At 60.4% G+C, this 19,718-nt stretch carries 11 protein-coding genes; 2 read left to right on the forward strand and 9 right to left on the reverse strand.

The annotated features are described in order from the left end of the window. Positions 1-525 precede the first annotated feature (525 nt). The gene (locus NFR19_RS03585) at positions 526-2,220 is read right to left on the reverse strand and encodes an ABC transporter ATP-binding protein (RefSeq protein ID WP_251212417.1); all 1,695 of its coding nucleotides are present in this window, start codon (positions 2,218-2,220) and stop codon (positions 526-528) included. Positions 2,221-2,720: 500 nt separating this feature from the next. Between NFR19_RS03585 and NFR19_RS03590 the strand changes: the two genes are divergently transcribed. After that, positions 2,721-4,079, forward strand: a complete 1,359-nt coding sequence (locus tag NFR19_RS03590) for a VanZ family protein (protein ID WP_251212418.1) — start codon at positions 2,721-2,723, stop codon at positions 4,077-4,079. Here NFR19_RS03590 and NFR19_RS03595 read toward each other — a convergent pair. The 6 genes from NFR19_RS03595 to NFR19_RS03620 all read right to left on the reverse strand — a co-directional run bounded on the left by NFR19_RS03595 (position 4,042) and on the right by NFR19_RS03620 (position 16,697). After that, positions 4,042-5,079, reverse strand: a complete 1,038-nt coding sequence (locus NFR19_RS03595; protein WP_251212419.1) for a DUF4097 family beta strand repeat-containing protein — start codon at positions 5,077-5,079, stop codon at positions 4,042-4,044. The genes NFR19_RS03590 and NFR19_RS03595 overlap by 38 nt on opposite strands. Then, a complete protein-coding gene (locus NFR19_RS03600; protein WP_251212420.1) occupies positions 5,072-5,821 on the reverse strand; it encodes a helix-turn-helix domain-containing protein in 750 nt (249 codons plus the stop codon). The genes NFR19_RS03595 and NFR19_RS03600 overlap by 8 nt, the downstream gene beginning before the upstream one ends. 289 nt (positions 5,822-6,110) lie before the next feature. Further along, on the reverse strand, positions 6,111-6,398 hold the full coding sequence (locus NFR19_RS03605) for a hypothetical protein (protein ID WP_251212421.1): 288 nt from the start codon (positions 6,396-6,398) through the stop codon (positions 6,111-6,113). Next, on the reverse strand, positions 6,399-7,442 hold the full coding sequence (locus tag NFR19_RS03610; RefSeq protein ID WP_251212422.1) for a homocysteine S-methyltransferase family protein: 1,044 nt from the start codon (positions 7,440-7,442) through the stop codon (positions 6,399-6,401). 310 nt (positions 7,443-7,752) lie between these two features. Beyond that, positions 7,753-10,074, reverse strand: a complete 2,322-nt coding sequence (locus NFR19_RS03615; RefSeq protein WP_251212423.1) for an anaerobic ribonucleoside triphosphate reductase — start codon at positions 10,072-10,074, stop codon at positions 7,753-7,755. Positions 10,075-10,610: 536 nt separating this feature from the next. Beyond that, positions 10,611-16,697 (reverse strand): SpaA isopeptide-forming pilin-related protein, encoded by a 6,087-nt coding sequence (locus NFR19_RS03620; protein WP_251212424.1) that lies wholly within the window; start codon positions 16,695-16,697, stop codon positions 10,611-10,613. On the opposite strand from NFR19_RS03620, the gene NFR19_RS03625 reads away from it, so the two are divergent. After that, positions 16,669-17,082: a hypothetical protein gene (locus NFR19_RS03625; RefSeq protein WP_251212425.1), complete on the forward strand. Its 414-nt coding sequence runs from the start codon at positions 16,669-16,671 to the stop codon at positions 17,080-17,082. The genes NFR19_RS03620 and NFR19_RS03625 overlap by 29 nt on opposite strands. 262 nt (positions 17,083-17,344) lie before the next feature. On the opposite strand, the gene NFR19_RS03630 is transcribed toward NFR19_RS03625, so the two are convergent. Both NFR19_RS03630 and NFR19_RS03635 read right to left on the reverse strand, forming a co-directional pair. Continuing rightward, the gene (locus tag NFR19_RS03630; RefSeq protein ID WP_251212426.1) at positions 17,345-18,967 is read right to left on the reverse strand and encodes an HD domain-containing protein; all 1,623 of its coding nucleotides are present in this window, start codon (positions 18,965-18,967) and stop codon (positions 17,345-17,347) included. 20 nt (positions 18,968-18,987) lie between these two features. Continuing rightward, entirely contained in the window at positions 18,988-19,374 is a 387-nt protein-coding gene (locus NFR19_RS03635) for a hypothetical protein (protein ID WP_251212427.1), read from the reverse strand. Positions 19,375-19,718: the final 344 nt, after the last annotated feature.

The following is a 19,718-nucleotide window of genomic DNA, read 5'->3' on the forward strand; positions in this document are numbered from 1 at the left end:
TCTGCACGTATACTGTTTTTAACCATCTGCGTGTGCGTTGATCCTTTGGATCTCTACGCATGTATTGATCTTTCGTAGGCTATCTGAGCGCGTGTTGACTCTTTTTAGGCGTTTTGCCCTCTTTTTTGGGAATTTCAGCCGCTAATGCGAGCCAAACGATCCGCTTTCAGCATGTCGGAAAGCATATCGAAAAAACCCCAGGCTCCTGAACAGGGAAAACGCAACAACGCCAAAAGACGTATCGCAAAGACAACGTATTGCGACTCGCATTAGCGGCTGAAATTCCCAAAAAAGCCAAAAATCCCAAAAAAGAAGAAAATGAAGGCTGCGAAAAAGAAAAGATGCGGGAATGCTGCAGCAGGCCGCCTTGTCAGCTCAAACAGTCGCGCAGCCAAAGCAATCATTCAACAAATGTACTGGTTTAGCGGCACAGCCAAAGCAATCATTCAACAAACACACCTGTTTGGTGGCGTAATCAAAGCAATCATTCAACAAACGAACCGGTTGGTAGTGCGGCTAGAGCAGTCACTCCACAAATGCGCCAGTTTGGCGGTTCCACAGGTGCGCATACTCCCCGCCAGCCTCTACAAGTTGCGCATGCGGCCCGTCCTCCACGATGCGCCCGCGTGAAAGCACCACGATACGATCCAGACTTGCCACCGTAGACAACCGATGCGCCACCACAATGGTCGTGCGTCCTGCCATCAGCTTGCGCAATGCGTCCTGCACCAGCGCCTCGCTCTCCGAGTCGAGCGCGCTCGTGGCCTCGTCAAGCACCAAAATAGGCGCATCGGTCAGCATGGCACGCGCAATGGCGATACGCTGGCGTTGCCCACCCGAAAGTTTCACGCCGCGCTCACCCGTCAGCGTGTCAAAGCCCTGCGGCAGTCGCTCAATAAACTCAAGCGCATTGGCCCGCTCGGCAGCCGCGCGGATTTCGTCCGGCGCGGCATCGGGCCGCCCATACGCAATGTTCTCCGCAATGGTGCGGTGAAACAGCATGGCCTCCTGCGGCACATACGCAATGTTGCGCCGCAAACTCTGCTGGGTAACATCGGTCACACTCTGGCCATCCACCAAGATGCTACCCTGCTGAATGTCGGCCAGTCGCAGCAGCAACTTGGTCAGCGTGGTTTTCCCGGCGCCGCTCATACCCACCAGCCCCACGCGCTGGCCAGCCGGAATGTGCAGATTGAAGTCGTCGAACACCACCGTGCGCACGCCGCCATCGGTATAGCTGAACCCAATGTGGTTGAAGTCGATATCGCCCAACTCCACGACGAGCGGCCGCGCGTCGGGCGCGTCGTCCACCAAGCGCGGCTCATCCAGCACGGTGATCATGCCACTGGCGTCGCCAAACACCTGATTCAGACGTTGCAACCCCGTATTGATGAAGTTGAACTGATTGGTCAGTGTGTAGGTGTAGGTGAACATCATCACCAGCGTACCCGCCGAGATGCCAAACCACGCGTTGCCACCCGCGATGAACACCGTGACCACGCTCATGATGACCACCGTGATGGCGGCCGTGATCACCCCGCGCGCGATGGATGACATCATGCGCTTGCTGTCGCGCGCCACCACGTCGCGGTTCGCGCTGTCGAAGAGCTCGCGCTCGTGGTCCTCGCGGCCGCACGTCTTCACCGCCAAAATGTTGGTGACCGCGTCCGACAGCTCGCCCGACAGGCGATTCTGCGCAGCGGCGGCCTGCTCGTTGAGGTGCAGGATGCGCTTGTACATGATGTACGACACGCTGCCGTACACCGCCAGCAGCACCATCAGCACGCCCACATACACCGGCACCAACGGCAGCAGCAGCGCGCACGTGAACACGACCGAGCATATGACCGGCAGAAACGGAAACGTGATGGTGTTGAGCAGTAGCGTGTAGGCAGCCATAAACTTTGTGGTCTGACTCACCAGCGTGCCGCCGAAACGGCTGGAATGAAACGACATGGATTGGTTGGACAGTGCGTCGAAAGCCATGGTGGCCAGGTCGTAATTGGCCGCAATTTGAAGTTTCCACATGGTGAGATCCTGCAATTTGCTGCACGCCTGGCCGCATAGGTTGATCAGGATCAGCGCGATGATATACGGCCCGAACACGGGAAAGACTTGGTCGGCGGGCACGGGGCCAGCGCTGACGCGATCGACAATAAGGCCCATCACGTACGGGTTGCCATACGTCAAAAAGCCGACGAAGCCGATGGTGGAGGCCATCAGCCCCAGGAAAAGACCCAGATGCTTGCGCGTGGCTATCCAGTAATAGTGCAGTGTCCGGCGCGTTGTTGAAGAGGCCGTGGGTGCGTTCGTCGGCGCAGGCGTGGCCGTGGGTGCGTTCGCATCGGCGTCTGCTGTTGAAGCATTCGGGGATGTGCCTGCGTCTGAGCCTGTGCCTGCATCTGTGCCTATGCCGGCGTCTGGGCCTGAACCTATGCCTGCGTCTGAGCCTGATCTCGTGCCTGTATGTGTATTCATGGTCATGAGGTCAGTATACTGCGCAGCGCTCACCGGTGCATGAGCCGCCGTGGGTGCCCGCACCTGTGTCTTCGCGCGCTTGCCCGTGCACCGCCGCGCCCGTGCACCGCTGCGCCCGTGCACCGCTGCTATGCAAGCCGTATGTACGCGCGCGGCACGCCGCTTACTTTGTTGTCACATTCCGCACAAACGACCATCCGCTTGCTATATTCGGCCCAACGCATACGAAAGCGAGGCCGCTCATGAAAAACCTACTTGGCAGCTACAGCGACAACTTCGCCGTCGCCTTGGGATTGTGGCCGGTCGCCTCGTTCATACTGACGCTGCCCATTCTGGCATACCTGTATCACCGCGATGGGCGCATCCGCTTCGCATCGGCCGTGGCCACTTACCTCAGCGTGCTCTACGTGCTGGGCCTGGCGTGCTTCACCCTCTACCCGCTGCCGTCGGGCACCGAAGGACCGGGGCTCACCTACGGGGTGCCGCCGCAACTGGTGCCGCTGACCTGCCTGTCCGATGTGGCGAAGGACGGCCTGCCCGCCGTGTTCCAGATCGTCGCGAACGTGGTGCTGTTCGTGCCGCTAGGCTTCATTGCCGGACGACTGCTTCGCCTGCGGTTCGTACCTACGGCGCTGCTTGGGCTGTGCACTTCGCTGCTCGTGGAAATAGCGCAACTGACCGGCTTCTTCGGCCTGTATCCGTACGCCTACCGCATGTTTGACGTGGACGACCTGCTCACCAACACCACCGGCGCCGTGCTCGGCTACGCGCTCAGCGTGCTGGCGGCGCGCGTGCTGCCCGAGACCGTGGAGGACGTGCCCGCGAAAACCAGCCATCCCACGCTCATGCGCCGCGGCGTGGCGCTGTGGATCGACTCGATGATCATAGGGTTCGGCATGGTGCTGATCTTCTTGGTGGGCGATCTGCTGATTCCGCTGATGGGCATACACGATGTGCTGGCATACTACGGCGATGCCGCCTTTGAAGGGCTCAAGGTGGTCGGCCTTGTCATATTGATCATTCTGACACTCGTCGTGGAGGCCGTGATACCGTGGCTCCACGGCGGCTCCACTCCTGGAGGCGCCTTCGTGCGCATGAGCTTTGAGACGCGCCCGCGCACCGGCTGGCAACGCGGGCTGTTCTATACGCTGCGACTGGCCACCTTGGTACTGGTCGCGCTCTTCCCCTGGATGCTCTTCGTGCTGCTGGCTTTCTACGCCGTGCGGCGGCAGATGCCCTACGACCTGCTGCCCGCGGACCCGGCGATGCCAACTGCGACGACGGGTGGCACGACGACGGCAGTAGTCGCTGCGGCGGATGCGGCGGGCACTGTGGCGAATGCTGCAGTGGACACTGCGGCGGATGATGATGTGGGCGCGTCTCGCCCCTACGCACTTGGAGCGAAAGCATCTGAAACAACCGCATCTGACACGCGGACGCTCCGCCAGACAGCGCCCGACCACCAGGCCGCAGGTCAGGGCGAATCCAAGGAACAGAACGCGTCACACGCTCAGGGCGCGCTCAAGCCGTTTGCATCCGGGCCGCACCACCATCGCTGCGCGCTTATCGCGGCCGCAGGGTTACCTGGCCGCTCATCATAGTGATGTCGAAGCGGCTCGGCGCGCCAGATTCAGACGCGGTTCCACGCGAGCTGCCCGAAGCGGCGGCATCGTCTGCGGAAATAGCGCCTGAGGCCGCAGCGCTGGAAGCGGCGCTGGCATTCGAGCTGTTGGTGCTGGAACTGGCACCGCTTTCCGCATCGCGCGCCATGCCATAGATGCCCTGCCCCCCGTTCTGCGGGAAGTCGCACGTGAACGACCCAGACATCTTCTGTAGCTGCACGGTGAACAGGCTGCTCTCCGGCAGAGCCACCTCAACGTGCCCGCTTGCCGAGCTGATGTAAGCGCTTTCCGGGCAAGTTTCCTGGCAGTCCACCACCACATCGCCGCTGGCAAGACTTATGTTGAGCTGCTGCGCCACCGGTCCAGCAAGGCGCACATTGCCGCTGGCCACATCAAGGTTCAGCGCATCGGCGCGCGCCACAGCCGCGGTCACCTGGCCCGAAGCCAGATTCACGCTCAGCGAATCGCAGCCAATCGCCCCGATCTCGTAGCTGCCTGACGCCCCGTTGATGACAACGTTGCCCAGCTGATCGGCCACGCTTTCCGGAATGCTGATCTTGAGATTCTTCCGGGCGAGCGACGAGCAGCCGTACAGCCACCCCTCGCGCGGGCCGTAACTGACACGCAGCGTGTCGTCCTCAAGACTCCAACGCATGCGACGGCTTTCGGGAAGCGAGGCACCGTTTTCCTCAGCGCACACAATGCTGTTCGAAGCCGCTTCTTCGTCGGCCGTGGTATCGATGACGACGCTGCCCGCCGCCCAGTCAACCTCAAGATTCTTCACGCGCGCGGCATCAACCTCCGCGTTGCCCGCCTCAGGCAGGTCGTAGCTCTCATAGGTCTGCCAGAAAATGTCATTGGCATGGTGCGCCGCCATGGAACAGCCACGACTGCATCCCACGATGCCGCCGCACAGCACTACGCATAGCAGAATGACGAGCAGGATCTTCACGTATGACGCTGTGGTCAATCTAGTCATGGTGGACCTCGCTTTGCGTTGGGGCCTGTGCGGGAACTTGCGGTTCAACGTGCGCAGGGGCCTGCGATGCGGCCTGTGCGTGGACTTGCGGGCCACCGTGAGCCGCAATGTAGTTGGGATCGTGCGCGATGATATTGAACACCCAGTAGTAGAACGGGATGGTCAAAAAGATGACCCACGCCGGATGCCAAAGATCCAGGAAAAAGCCGAAGAACAGGAACACCACCACGCACAGGAGCGGATACGGGAACGTGCGCCACGCGCGGCTGGTGTGGAAGGAAGCAGTACCGGCAGCAGCTGCGGGCGCGGGTGCAGGCGTGGCTACTGGCTCAGGTATGGGCGCAGACTGGGCATGCTCTGGTTGGTCCCCTAGGACAGCTTGGGCGGCCACTTCATCAACAGACGCTTCCTGCGTTTCCGCAGCCATTTCGTTCGCAGGCGTTTCCTGTGCTCCCGCAGCTGATTCGTCGGCAGACGCTTCCTGCGTTGTCGCAACTACTTCACCAGCAAACGTTTCCTGCGAATCTCCGGAAAACACCTCTGCGCCTCGCACCAATTCGTCAAGCGATACCTTGTAGAGCTGCGAGAGTGCGACCAAGTTCCCGATGTCGGGCGCCGACTCGGCTCGCTCCCACTTCGACACCGCCTGACGCGACACCCCGATCTTCCCAGCCAGATCCTCCTGACTCAGCGCACGAGCGCGCCGCAGCTCGATCAGGCGATCGGCGAATTCGTAACTCATAAAACTCCCTCGGTTATTCGCTGCCATCCTCTTCGCCTTTCGAGTATGCGGTTGCGGGTCCTGTTGCATAAGCAACATCGGTGGTCATTTTGACAAAACAGACGTGCAACCGCCAGTTGCGCGCATTAATGCCCTGGTAGATCGTTTTTCTGTTGACCGTGAAACTTTGTTACGTGCTCGGCGTCGGATGTCTGATGCCGGGGCGTCAGGTGCCAAGCTTCGCGTTATCCGACGGTGCCGTAACCTGGCCTAGCTCACCAGAGGCGCGCGCCTGTCTGCCCCACGAGAGTTATCCGACGGTGCCGTACACCTGCCCCCACGCATGGCCGGAAATGGCTGAGTTCAACTGTATGGTCAGCTTCTGACGCGTGTACTCGCCAGGAGGCAGCAGGTTGACGATGCGCAAAAGATCGTCGGGAAGATCGGCCGACTCAGCCGCCATCACCACCTGCAAGCGCGAAACGACCGGACCCGCAGGTTCTTCGGGGAAGCCGGGGGAATCCTCTTCGCCGAACAGCTGATCGATCACCTGTTGAAGCGCACCATAATGCTCGCTTTTCTCTCTGTTACTGGGCATCTAGTGCTCCAATGCTCGGCTGATCTTCGCACGAAGACGGGCGGCCACGTCGTCAAGTGCTTCGGGCTCGCCGCTTTCGTGGCGGGCGGCCAGCTCGGGGGGCAGCACCACATCAAGGTCGTCAGTAGCAGCCACCAACGCACCGGTGTACGCCGGGGTCGCATCGCCAGTAGCGCGCAGGAATTGAGCGCCCGCCGCACGCAAGGCATCCGCCACGTCCACCATATCATCGGGTTCCGCATACGGGCCCGCAGCCATCGCACCGCGAACCTCGTTGCCGGAATCTGCTTCGTTGTCGAAATCGGCCGCGCTGGGCGCGCTGACCTCTTCTTCGAGGTTCCGTTTGCGCACTTCCAGCTGCACCAGGATGGGCAGGGCGTACTCTGCGCGAATGCTCTGCGTCATGCGCACCGCCGCATCAAGGGGCGCCGCCGTGCTCAAACCCAGCACCTGCGCGCCGTACTCGGCCATCACACCAACGGCGTCGCGCAGCGTATCTCCGCTGGGCAGCATGTCGGCTGCATCCACCTGCACCGATGCCAGCACGGGCGCATCGCTCACTTTCCGCAGCCCGATCAGCGCGCACTTCAAGTCCACCGCGCGCGTGAAGCCATTCAGGAAGAAGGCGTCGAAGTCCTCGCCGTCGAACAGGCGCGCAGCCCGCTTGTATTGATCGCTGTTCTCGTTGAGCGAGGCGCGCGACGAAGGATCGAGCGGCAGCCCGCAGGGACCCAGCTCCACCAGCACATGCTGCGGGTTCTGCATGCGTACCACGCGCAGTGCCGTTTTCGCGAGCTCTTCGGCACGCTGCTCCATGCGCACCTGGGCGAGGCGCATGGGCGCAAGGCTGGCTGTGGGCGTCACCAGGCATTGCGCGCCTACCAGCATGTCGAGCTTGTAGGCTTCCTCGAATACTTCTGGCTCGAGCAACAGCGTTAGTTCGCCGTCGCGCTGCACGTTGAGCCCGAGCCGTGCGAGTTCTGTCCACACCGGTTCGCTCAACACGAGCATGTCCTTCAAGAACCGCAGTTGAATGTCCGCCATATTCTCCTGCCTATCAATACGTCGAACTACCTATTTCGTAAACTTCTCTTTATATCCCTCCATTATAAAGATGCTGCGCGAAGGAGCGTAGTAAGGCCGCAGCCCAAAAGCAGATTCGGCGGGTCCTCGCAGGCGCCCACCGAATCTGAAAGAACTTCAAATCTTATGAACCTTACACCTTCACCGCGCCCCAGCACCACAGTACGGCGCTGGAAGCGCTCATGGTCGTCCTAAGTCGCCCTTCCTAAGTCCCTAGGTCGTCCTTCCTCAGTTACCCTTCCTAGGAAGCGCTCACGACCGCCCGAGATGCCTAGATGGAGTGCTTCACGCGCTCGCTCTCTTCGGCGCGCTTCGCATCGTTGAAGCGGTCGAGCGTGCCCACCAGATACCCGGTGATGCGGCGGATGCGCTCGAAGCCCTGTCGGCCGTCATCTTCGGTGCGTCCACACTTCGGGCAGCTGTCGCCGATGATGCCGTTGTACCCGCACACCGGGTCGCGGTCGACCGGATGGTTGATGGAACCATACCCCATACCCGCTTCTTTCATGTAGCGAATGACCGACTCGAACGCCTCAAGGTTCTCGGTGGGATCGCCGTCAAGCTCGATGTAGCTGATGTGACCGCCGTTCGTCAGCTGGTGATACGGCGCCTCCACGTTGATCTTGTCGAAGGCGTTGATGTCGTAATACACCGGCACATGGAAGCCGTTGGTATAGTAGTCGTGGTCGGTCACGCCCGGAATAACGCCGTAGCGCTCGCGATCGATGCGCACGAAGCGCCCAGACAGACCCTCGGCCGGCGTGGCGATCAGCGTGTAGTTCATGCCGCGCTCGCGCGAGAGCTGGTCGCAGTAGCTGCGCATGTGCCCGATGATCTCGAGGCCCAGCCGCTGCGATTCCTGCGACTCGCCATGGTGCTTGCCCGTCAGCGCCACCAGGCACTCGGCCAGCCCGATGAAGCCCGTGGTCAGCGTGCCGTGCTTGAGCACCTCGCGCTGCTCTTCGTCATAGGCCAGCTTCTCGGAATCGATCCACACGCCCTGGCCCATGAGGAACGGCGCGTTGTACACCTTCTTGCGCGCCTGAATCTCGAAGCGCTCGTCCAGCTGCTTGGTGACCAGCGCCAGCTTGGAATCCAGCAGATCGAAGAACAGGTCCAGGTCACCCTTGGCACGAATGGCCAGACGCGGCAGATTGATGGACGTGAACGACAGGTTGCCGCGGCCAGGCGTGACCTCGCGCTCGGGGTCGTACACGTTGCCCATGACGCGCGTGCGGCAGCCCATGTAGGCGATCTCGGTTTCCGGCGTGCCCTTGTAATACTGCGCGTTGAACGGCGCGTCCAGGAAGCTGAAATTCGGGAACAGGCGCTTGGCCGAGCAACGCATGGCTAGCTTGAACAGGTCGTAGTTCGGGTCCTCCGGGTTGTAGTTCACGCCTTCCTTCACGCGGAAGATCTGCACCGGGAAGATGGGCGTCTCGCCGCTGCCCAGGCCCTCTTCGGTGGCCAGCAGCATGTTCTTGATGACCATGCGGCCCTCAGGCGAGGTATCCATGCCGTAGTTCACCGAGCTGAACGGCGTTTGCGCGCCGGCCCGGCTATGCATGGTGTTCAGATTGTGCACCAGCGCCTCCATGGCCTGGAAGGTGGCGCGATCGGTGTCGCGCACGGCGTTCTTGGTGCTATACGCCATGATGGTTTCAATAGCATCTGCGCTGATGCCCGCATCAGTCAGCTGCGCTTCCACCTGGCTTCGGAACGCATCGGACATCTCCAGTGCGGCCCACTCGCCCGTAGCCTCTTCCACCTTCGTCAGTACGTTCTGCACCAGCGCGCGCTCGTCGGCAACGTCGCACAGCAGATCGATGGCCTCGGCCATGTGCTTCTTGAACAGGCGACGATACGTCTTGCGCACGCCGTCGGCTAGGCCGTAGTCGAAATCGCACACGCTCTGACCGCCATGCTGGTCATTCTGGTTGGACTGAATGGCGATGCATGCCAGCGCCGTGTAGCTGGCGATATCGTTCGGCTCGCGCAGCACGCCATGACCTGTGGAGAATCCGCTCTTGAACAGCTTGCGCAGCTCGATCTGGCAGCACGTGGTGGTCAGCGTGTAGAAATCCATATCGTGAATGTGGATGTCGCCCTCGCGATGGGCCTTGGCGAAACGCGGGTCGAGCACGCACATCTCGTAGAACTGCTTGGCCGATTCCGAGCCGTACTTCAACATGGTGCCCATAGCGGTGTCGGCGTTGATGTTGGCATTCTCGCGCTTGAGGTCGGAGTCGGCGGCCTTGCTGAACGTGATGTCCTTCAGCGTTTGAATGAGGCGGCTATTCACATCGCGCACGCGGTTGCGCTCGGCGCGATACAGGATGTAGCTCTTGGCCGTTTGCACGAAGCCGCTCTCGATCAGCGTTTCCTCGACCAGATCTTGTACGCCCTCCACCGTGGGCGTGCCCTCGATGGCGCCGCTGTCGATCTTCTGGGCGACCTGATGGGCTATCTGGTCGGCGGTGCCGCGATCCTGCATGGCCGCGCACGCCTGAAACGCCTTCTCAATGGCGGCAGCGATCTTCTCTTCGTGGAACTCGGTCTTGCGGCCGTCGCGCTTGATGATTGCTTGTGGCATGTTTGAGCTTCCTTTCCGCGTCTCCGCGCATTATCCAGCCTGCTGCTATTTGTCCGGCTCCACCTGCGGAAACCCATATTCCATGAACATGATTTCCACAGCATTTGAACCGACTTATCCACAACATGTTGTGGTTGCTGCTCTTACCAGCGGGAATATATAGTATATTTCCGCGTGCGACGATGCAACCCCTTTTTAGCTAGATTTAGGTAACGGTTTCCCAACCCTGCAAAGCGGGCGGAGGGTCCCGCGCCTCTTATGTGGGTCTCCCACACCTTATAGACTTCGCCGTACCCGAGAGGACTCTGCGCCTTCTAGGCTTCTTCGCGCCTTAGAGGGACCCTGCATCTTGCAGAGCCCTCCTCTACCTTATCTACCTTATATATAAGAATATAAGAAAGGGCGCACGAGGCGCCCTTACCCTTGCTCACTCTGTCCGATCGAGGCGCAGCTGCGCAATCGCGCCCTCAAGGCCGCACGCAGGCACAGTCTTGCGACCGCAGCCCCACAACCGCACCCTCGCGGCCGCAGCCGCCTTACTGCTGCTGCTTGATCCGATGCGCCGTTCTCAGCAGGCGCACCCCGATCACCGAGCACGTCAGTGCCGTGGTGGCCAACATCAAGATCAGCATTCGCTGGAACATCTCATCGCCTGTCCGCGCGAGCAGCGCACCCTTGCGCGGAACGTCCGGATTCTGGCCGTCGCCCGTGCCCGGCAGCCTCGGATCTCCCGGAACGTTCGGGTCATCCGGATCATCGGGCGTCTCGCCAGCCTTCTGATCCACGACGCGCACCGTGTTGCGCACCGAGAACAGCGCGCCCAGATCGATCCCTTCCAGATCATCGGCATGCACCGCACTGGCCGCTCCGTCGCCTTGTTCCTCCTGCGCTGCGCGCATCGTCTGCGTATCCTGCTCGATATGCGGGCGCACGAAGCCCTCTTCCGCCCGGAACAGCGGACGCTGCTCGCCATAGGCATCCATACAGCCAATGCCCTCGGCCAATTCCTCGTCGGAGAACTCGCCCGGATGCCCGTAGCTCACCAGCGCGTTGTCGTCACCGTATACCAGATTCATCTTCTTTTCTGTCCCCCTCCAATCGTCGTTGAAAGCGTCGAAGTTCAAACTGCTGCCCTCCACGCGCCCATCGTCGATCGACTGGTCTGCGTTGAACTTCAAGCTGGGCTGCGTTTCTGCCTGCGACGTGATGAAGCGCAGCGTCAGATCCACATCCGTGCTGGATGCAAGCTTGGTCATGGTAGCGCTCAGTTTGCCCACGCCCGCCAGCACGTCTACCCCATCATCAGAGGTGCCCGCATCAGCATACACCCCGTACAGCCCTACCACGACGGGGATAATGGTATCGTTGCGCTCATATCCCGTGGGTGCCTTCACTTCACGCAGATACAGCGCCTTGCCCAGCAGATCGTTCCCCTCAGAATCGATCCACAGCGTCTGCGCCGTGCCCTCACCATCCTCAACGTACGGCGCGAACACGATGGTGCCGTGCTGGTTGTCGGCCGCATCGCCATTATGCGGAACACCGGTCACGCCCGCCGCGTACACGGGCATCACGTTGCCCGCAGCATCCGTCACGCTGGTCACGTGGGCATCCTCGATGGTGGCATCCGCCGCACGCTCGGCATCGCCGCGGCTCTCGAACAGCGCGAACGCCGCGCCATCGATGCGCTCGCCAGCCTCGTTCGTCTTCCACAAGCGCAACTCGCGCTGCTCGTTGGGAATATAGATGATGGGCTGGAACGCCCGGTCGAAATCGCTGGCATCAATGGGACGGAAGCCGTCGCGCTGCCCCGTGATGGTCGCCAGCACGCGGTCGAGCCCCTGGTCGGCCACCTTCTGAGCCAGCTGCTCGTAGCGCGCATGAGAGTTGGCCGCATCCACGCCAGCCGCCTTCAGCGCCTCAGGGCTGATGACCGCATACACCATCTGCAATGTGCCATCTGGATCATACAAACGGTAGTCGTCGGCAACGCCGGGCAGCCCTTCGATCTGCCCGGTCAGCGACGCAAGCGAACTGTTCCAGCTCAGGTGCCACGGCTTGCCCGCACCGGTCGCCGCACCAGCCGCCTGCTGCAACGCAGCTTCCAGCAATGCGCGTGCGTCAGAGCCAGCCACCGCCTGATATCCCGCGGTCACATCGCCATATAGCGGACGCCACCCCTCGTCGGTGACGATGGTGGGCACGGTCACCACCAACCCGTCGCGCTGCGTCTGAGAGCTCACGTGGTCGCTTGGATCCACCGTCAACTCGCCGTTGTCGTACGTGGCGTAATGAATGTCGCTATCCACCGTCACGAGCGACGCAAATCCAGCGCTCGCCCCGGTCTGGTAGGTGTTGTTCACCACCAGCATGCCGGTGGCGGGCAGATAATGGAACAGCACGTCGGTGCGCATCTGGCGGTACCCCGGCGGGCGCTGCGTTTCGCGCAGCACGTACAGCCGACCGCCGTTCATGCCCAGCTGCGCCGCCCGCTGAGCGAAGTCGAGCACCTCAGAGGCGGGTTGACCGTTCGCATCCACCTGATAGAACGACGACATGCCGGTCGCATCGGTGGTCAGCATGGCCACCGGCGCGCTGCTCATGCGATCCGCCACCTCTTCAAGGGTCACCTCGGCCAGGCCCTCTTCGGTGGTGCCCGTCGGCGCATCCACGGCGTACAGCTCGAAGCTGGCCTGCGCCACCGGATTGCCGTCCTGATCCACCTTGGCTATCTGGGCCGTGGGCCGCTTCACATCGGTCACGCGCACGGTATTGCGAATGGCGAACACGTTCACCAGCGACGCATCCGACAGCAGATCCGCGCTCACCCCGCGGTACGGCCCCGAGGCCAGCGCGCGCTCCAACGCTTCGGTGTCCTGCTCGGGCGCCGCACGCACGAACCCGGTCGCCGTGCGGAACAACGGGCGCTGATTGCCCGCCGCGTCGATGTAGCCGATGCCCGCTTCCAACTCAGCTTCCGTGAAGCCATCGGGCGAACCGTAATCCACTAGCGCGTTGACCCCGTATTCCAGGTTCATCCGGTGGGTGTCGCTGGCCTGCCAGCTGCGGTTGAACACCTCGAACGACACGCTCTGCGCGCCCGTCGGCACCGCCGAGCTCTCCTGCGTCTGCATGACCGACGTGATGTAGCGCAGCGTCAGGTTGAAATCAGGCGATGCGGCGTACTTGGTCATGGTGGCGCTCAGCTTGCCCACGCCTGCCAGCACGTCCACGCCATCAGCCGTCGTGCCCGCATCAGCGTAGATGCCGTACTGGCCGATCACCACCGGAATGATGGTGTCGTTGGGATTGAACCCGGCTGGCGCCTGTATCTCTTTCAAGTAGAGCACGCGGCCGTTCTGGCCGTCGTCGCCCACCGTCCATTCGGTATGCGCAGCGCCCGCACCATTGGTCACGTACGGCGCGAAGATGAGCATACCTTCAATGTCATCGCCTTGGTAGCGCGTTTCCGCCCCGCGCAGATCGCCGGTCACGCCGGCGGCATACGCATGCACCTCGTTGCCGGCCGTATCGTAGATGCGGGTGACCGCATCGTTGCCGTCGATGTCTGCGCGCACGGCGCTCTCAGCATCCTCTTTGCTGCCGAACAGGCCGAAAGCAGCACCATTCACGCGGTTATCGTTTTGATCCACCTTCCACACGCGCAGCTCGCGCTGCTCGTTGGAAACGTTGATGAGCGTGCGGAAGTTCCGCTCGAACTGATTCAGGTCGTTGGCCTCAATGGCGTTGAAGCCGCGGGTGCCGAACGCCCCGGAAGCCCCCGACGTGGGCGTGCTCACGATCTCAGCCGCGGCTGCGCGCACGGCGGCATCCAGCTGCGCCTCGGTGGGCTGGGCCACCCCCGCCAGATGGTTGCTCACGCGCTGAGCGAGCGAGGCGTACTTGTCGGCCTCTTCCATGCCCGTGCTGGCGAACGCATCGCTTGAGATGATGCCGTAGATCATCTGCATGTCACCGTTGGGGTTGTTCAGGCGATACCGCGTGGGATTGCCGGGCAGCTCAGAGAGCGTGCACACCACCTTGAGCGGCGATCCGCTCGTGCGCTGCGCTTCCTCGTGGTAGGACGCCAGGCGCCCCTCGTCGGTCCATTCCAGATACCACCCCGGTACGCGCGAGCCAGGCTGCTGGCTCAGATACGCCTGGTGCAACACCGCCTCGAGCATGGCCTGGCGCATGGCGTTCACGTCCGTGGCGTCGTAGGAGATGGTGGTCAGCTTGTCATTATTGTTGCCGTAGATGGGCTTCCACACCCCGTCGGATTCCTGCCGCAGCGTGGGCACCGCCACCACCAAGCCACCGCTCTGCTGCGCGATGCTGACCGGCGCGTCCGTGTTGACGATGGTGCCGCTGGCCGCATCGTAGCTGCCGTAGCGCAGGTGGTTGGGCGCCGTCTGCGTGACGTAGCTGTTGAAGCTGGCGTAGGCGCCGGTGTCGTAGCGGTTGTTCACCACGAACGTGCCCGTTTCGCGGTCGAAGCGCATCAGGATGTCAATGGGCATCATGCGATAGCCCGGCGGCGCTGAGCTCTCGCGCAGAACGAACAGCTGGCTGGCCACGTCTCCGGTAACGCGGTCGGCGAAATTGAACGGCTGGCCATCATCGGTGAACTGCGCTGTGCCGTCTTCGCGCGTGGTGACCGAGGTCAGGCGCGCAGCCGCATCGGTGCGGTAGGTCACGTTGTCAAGGGTGGCCTGGTCGGCGCCCGCTGCCGTGGTGGAGTCGACCGGATACAGGTCGAACACGGCGCCCTGCACGGGGTTGCCGTCCTGGTCGACCTTCTTGATCTGCTGATAGAGCTCGGGCTGCAGGTTGAAGCGCACCGACAGCGACGAGTCGTAGTTGCCGCGCTCCAGATAGAACATCTTGAGCGTGTGCGACGTATTGGACGCGAACGTGTTGCCGGTGAAGCCTTCGGAGGTGTCCTTGCCCGCCGATTCGAACATCTGCTTGATGGTGGTGGAGCGCACCGGCGCGGTGGTGATCTGGCCGTTCGAGCCGAACGCGGTGCCCAGGTTCACCGTGCCCGTGGAGAAGTCGATGGTGCCGTAGAGCTCGGAGTGGATGCCACCCAGATCGAGCACCAGCACATCGTCGATGAACACCCACATGTCGTCGTCGCCGATGAACTCGAAGGTCATGGGATCATCGCCCACGGTGCCGCCCACCGGCTGACGGAACGCCGTTTCCATCGACAGGCCCAGGTTATGATTCATGAACGGCTTGTTCTGGCCCTGGTTGCTGGCACTTCCTTCGGCCCCGCTGTTGGCCGCATACACGTCGCTCACCAGCTGGTCGCCCTCCACGCGGAACACTTCTTCGCCGGTGTTGAACGGGAAGAAGTTGCCCACGCTGTTCGCGTTGTCGGTGCGCAGGCCCGCGGGCGCGTCGTAGAGCACGAAGCTGTTGGCTTCGATGGTGCCGTCGCGGCCCTGCACCGGCTCGGCAGTGTACTGGGCGAAGTTCTTGCGCATGTTGTAGGTGTAGTAGCCGTCCTCCAGCTGGAAGAGGCCCTTCACGTCGGTATGCGTCTCGGTGCGGCCCGCCGCATCCGCCTGCGCGGGGTCGAACAGATACGACAGCGATCGGTTGCCATTCCACTGGTTCTGTACCGTGTCCGAGATGTTCTTGCCGCCCGCGTACGGGAACACCGGCTGCCCGTTGCTCCACTGAGCGTTCACGCGCACGGCGTTAGCGTACAGCGGCGGATTGCTCGCGTAGCCGCCCACCTGCGGCCACTCCATGATGCCCGCCACCAGCGCGCCCACGTTGTTCACGGCGCTCATGCCGTACACCGGCGTGCTCTCGGTGGAGATCTGTGGATAGCCGTCGGCGCCCAGCGTGGGAGACACGATGTTCTGGAAGCCGGGGTTGTTCTTGGCGAAGTCGCCCATGCCCGAACCCGAACCCGCGTTCCAATAGCCCATGTCGCGGTTCATGCCGTTGCCGAAAGTCAGCATGCGGCCGGTGTTGATGTTGGGGTCATCCGCACTACCAAGCCATTCGGAAGGCGGCAGGCTGGAGAGCTGTTCGTCGTTGCCCGCCTCGCTCAGGTACGAGGTGTAGTCGAACAGGTTCACTACCGTGTTGGCCGGATTCAGCCCGGTGAAGCGGTTCTGTTCGAGCACGCGCATCTGGGCAGGGTCGTCGGTGTCGATGCTCAGCGGCGCGATGGTCTCTGCGGCGGTCAGGTCTTGTACGGCCAGTGCTTCTGCAACGGCGCGGTCGGCCTGGTCGGTGTGGGCGCTGTTGATGGTGTCAGTGGTAGCGTCGGCATCATTGGTCGGCTCACCATCAGCATCGTCTTCAACATCACCCGAGGTGCCCGGAGCGTCCTGGTCAGCGGAGCCGTTCGCCGCGTCATCGGTGGTGTCGCCCGCATTGCCGGTGTCATCGTCAGATCCGCCCTCAACAGCGTCCGAATTGCCTGGCGCATCGTGCACAGAAGAGGTGGCGGAACCGTCCCCTCCATGCGCGCCATCCGAGGCGCCATCTGATGCAGCCTGAGCGATCTGCTCGAGTATCGGTGTTCGTAGTGACTCTTCCGCAAAAGCCAGCGCTCCTGCGGGGGCCGATGTGGTTGCCAACGCAAAAACAACCGCCATCGATATCGCCTTCGTGGGCAAACCGATCTTCTTCATGATCCGTCCCTCGTTCAACGATTCGCCCTGTGCAAGCGTAGACCAAAACACAGGTTCCCGAGCGGATCGAAACTACCCGTTGCTGTTCGAAATGTTGCGCCGCCGTACTAATGCAATGCTTGAAACGCTGCCGCGATGCGCGCGTCAGAACACCTCAAACATCACAACGCCTCATGCGCTGCAACATCCTGTGGGAAATAGCGTCGCTACACTCCCTCTGAGTCTTCACTTTGCGTTTTCATTGAGCCGTCCCTTGCTACTAGAAAACTTTGTTCTATGTCTTGCGTATCTTGCCCAGCCCGAAAGCTGGTTCCCGTTGTGCCTGTTTTATCAGACGATGGCAACTTAACAAGATGGTTTCAACTTTTTCAAGGGGGTGGCTTAGATTGCCGTGTTTTTCTACAGCATTTCCACACAGCGCTGACCCAGAGATTGGTTGATTGATTTCTATTGTCAGCCGAACAGACGGGGTATCCCGGATATTCAGCCATGATCAGCCGAACGCGTACGGATGCATCTGACCACGCTATGCCGCCTCTTTGTGCAGGTCGCCATTTGCTCGATCAGAGATGCTATTCCCTTCTGTCGTACGCACCTCTGACCGCATTGCGCTATCGCTGCGATTCCTTCAAAAACCGGACAAGCTGTGCTCGGGGAAAATCCTCTGCATTCGCATGCCGATGATAGAGATAGAAGAGCTCTCGCTTTCCGCTCTGCGCTTCGCCCTTCAAACAGCTTGACACATCGTCCAATTTGAATATAGAGCTATCACGGCAATCAGGAAAACTCACGAGCGTATTCCTAAAATCATCAGGATTGAATCCGCTCGTAAAGCCTTTCGAGAAGATCACGACGAAATCGAAAATGATACCGATGTGGCTACATTGCTCTTTCAGCTGTGACAGGAATGCGTTGATGCGCTCCAAGTTCCTCTTGCGCGCACAAGCCGCCCCATCCTCTTCTCCTAGCGTATCAAGCTCGCCGATCTCAGCTTGCACCCGATCGACGAGTTTCTGATCCAGCATCAGGTCCCCTTCGCAGAACTCGCTTTCGATGCTGTGCAGGATGGAAACGAGCTGACCAAGCGATTCTTGGCACCCTGCCTCATCGAAGAGCGCCTTGTATTCCGCCTCCGACTTCCATACAGGGTGTCGCCTGTCGTTGCGATCGAAGTACTCCTGCATGAACGAATTGGGGTATTTGTTCTTGGCAAGATAGACCACATCATCGTCGCACAGCAGCGAGATATGCACGTCATCGGCGAAAGTTTTACCACTTTCCTTGAGCGATTCTTCGCAAAAGAGCGTTTTGGCCGCATCGCCCCTACACAGTTTCTTGTCGATATATTTCATCGCATTCTGAATGAGGAATTGGTCGTAGATGATGACCGGATGCGACTGGATCCATTTCTTCTCGAAATCTCGCGCGTAGATCACGTTCTCTAGCACGCTGATCGCCGAGCTATGATAGACAAGTTCGTACTTCGCCTGAGCGGTCCTTTTGATCTCGATGCCCTTGAGAAGCCTTCGGTAGTCGATGGACGTTGATTCAAAACCGACCACGAACGAATCGCGGATGAGGTAGTCGAGCTTATCCACATCGATCGTCGTCGAATTGAGAAGTCGTACGAGGATGTTATCGATCTGCTCATCCAAACCAAGCCCGAACGATCCTTCATCATGCACGTATCCTGTGATGCACCGAGCAAAAAGGGCTTTATCGGGTATGGAAGCGCCAAAAAGATCCAATCCTAAGATGACGCTCATGCGCTCATGTGGTGCCGCCGCAACACTGCGCATCTTGTCAACGCTCTTCGAAAAGATTTGATCGTTCACCGCCCTCTTCATCTGATCATCGAGCGTCCGAGAATCGCTTGCCACGTCGTAGAATTGCTCCCCCGCATGAGAGAAAGGTGCATGGCCCAGATCATGCAACAAGCAAGCCACCTTGAATGTTGCCAGCTTTTCTTCCACTTTTTCTGGAGCAAGTGCGAACTCTGGATCCTCTTGCAAGCAAGAAAGTGACGCGCCAACCGCTTGAGCAGCCAAGCCGCCAAGATAGTACACGCCAAGCGAATGGATGAAACGATTATGCGAGGCGGCAGGATAAAGCGGCCCATAGCTCGTCTGCACGACACGGCGCAATCGTTGGAAAGCCGGTGTGTCTATGAACTTCTCGAAAACGTCTCCGTCGATCTCAATATAACCGTATATCGGATCCTTGAGACGTTTCATACAGGTTCGACCTTGAAGCGCTACGCAGCAAGGATGATATCCAGAGCGCTCTCGGCATCAAGGGCTTTTTGCACCGGAACAGCTGCCGATCCGCGGAATCTGTCGATAAGATCCTGTTTGGTAACACCCTCGTTCAAGACCACAGCTGCCTGCGGAGAGGGATACGCTTCAACGTGCACAAGATCAGAACACCAACTGATGAAGGTATCCGTCCGATCGCGCGACATAAGGAGCACGGCAGATTCTTCGCTTTGACGAAGAAGTTCGACAACAGCGATGCCGTAATCGTAGAGAGATTCCAGAGAAACTTTGGTCGTATCTTGGTCCTTGCCCTTCTTTTCAGCATTCTCAAGCAAGGCGATAAGAGCATTGCCTGCAAGCGTCTCGATGCCAACGCTGTAGCACATGAGCGAGCCTCTCCTTCTCTGATGTAGGAACCAGGATACCATGCGATCGTCGATGCGAACGAAACTTTCGGTACGCGCGCTCTTCCTCGTAGTATGGCGCTTGAGCGCCATACTACGAGGAAGGCTTCGCTATCGTCAACGAAGCGATCCCGATAAACATTGTTTTCGCAGAGCATGCGCATGCCTGGACCTAAAGCGTCAATTCGCGAAGTTAGCCGAACAGCCGGAGGCGTGGATAAAAACTTGGACATCTGAGATGAGGAGATGTTGGAGTGGTCAAGATAAATTGGACGATTATTTAAGAATCTTCAGGCCGCTTCGCGCTCCAAGTCGCAAGGGGCATT

Source organism: Adlercreutzia murintestinalis, assembly GCF_943192905.1.
Lineage (GTDB): Bacteria > Actinomycetota > Coriobacteriia > Coriobacteriales > Eggerthellaceae > Adlercreutzia_A > Adlercreutzia_A murintestinalis.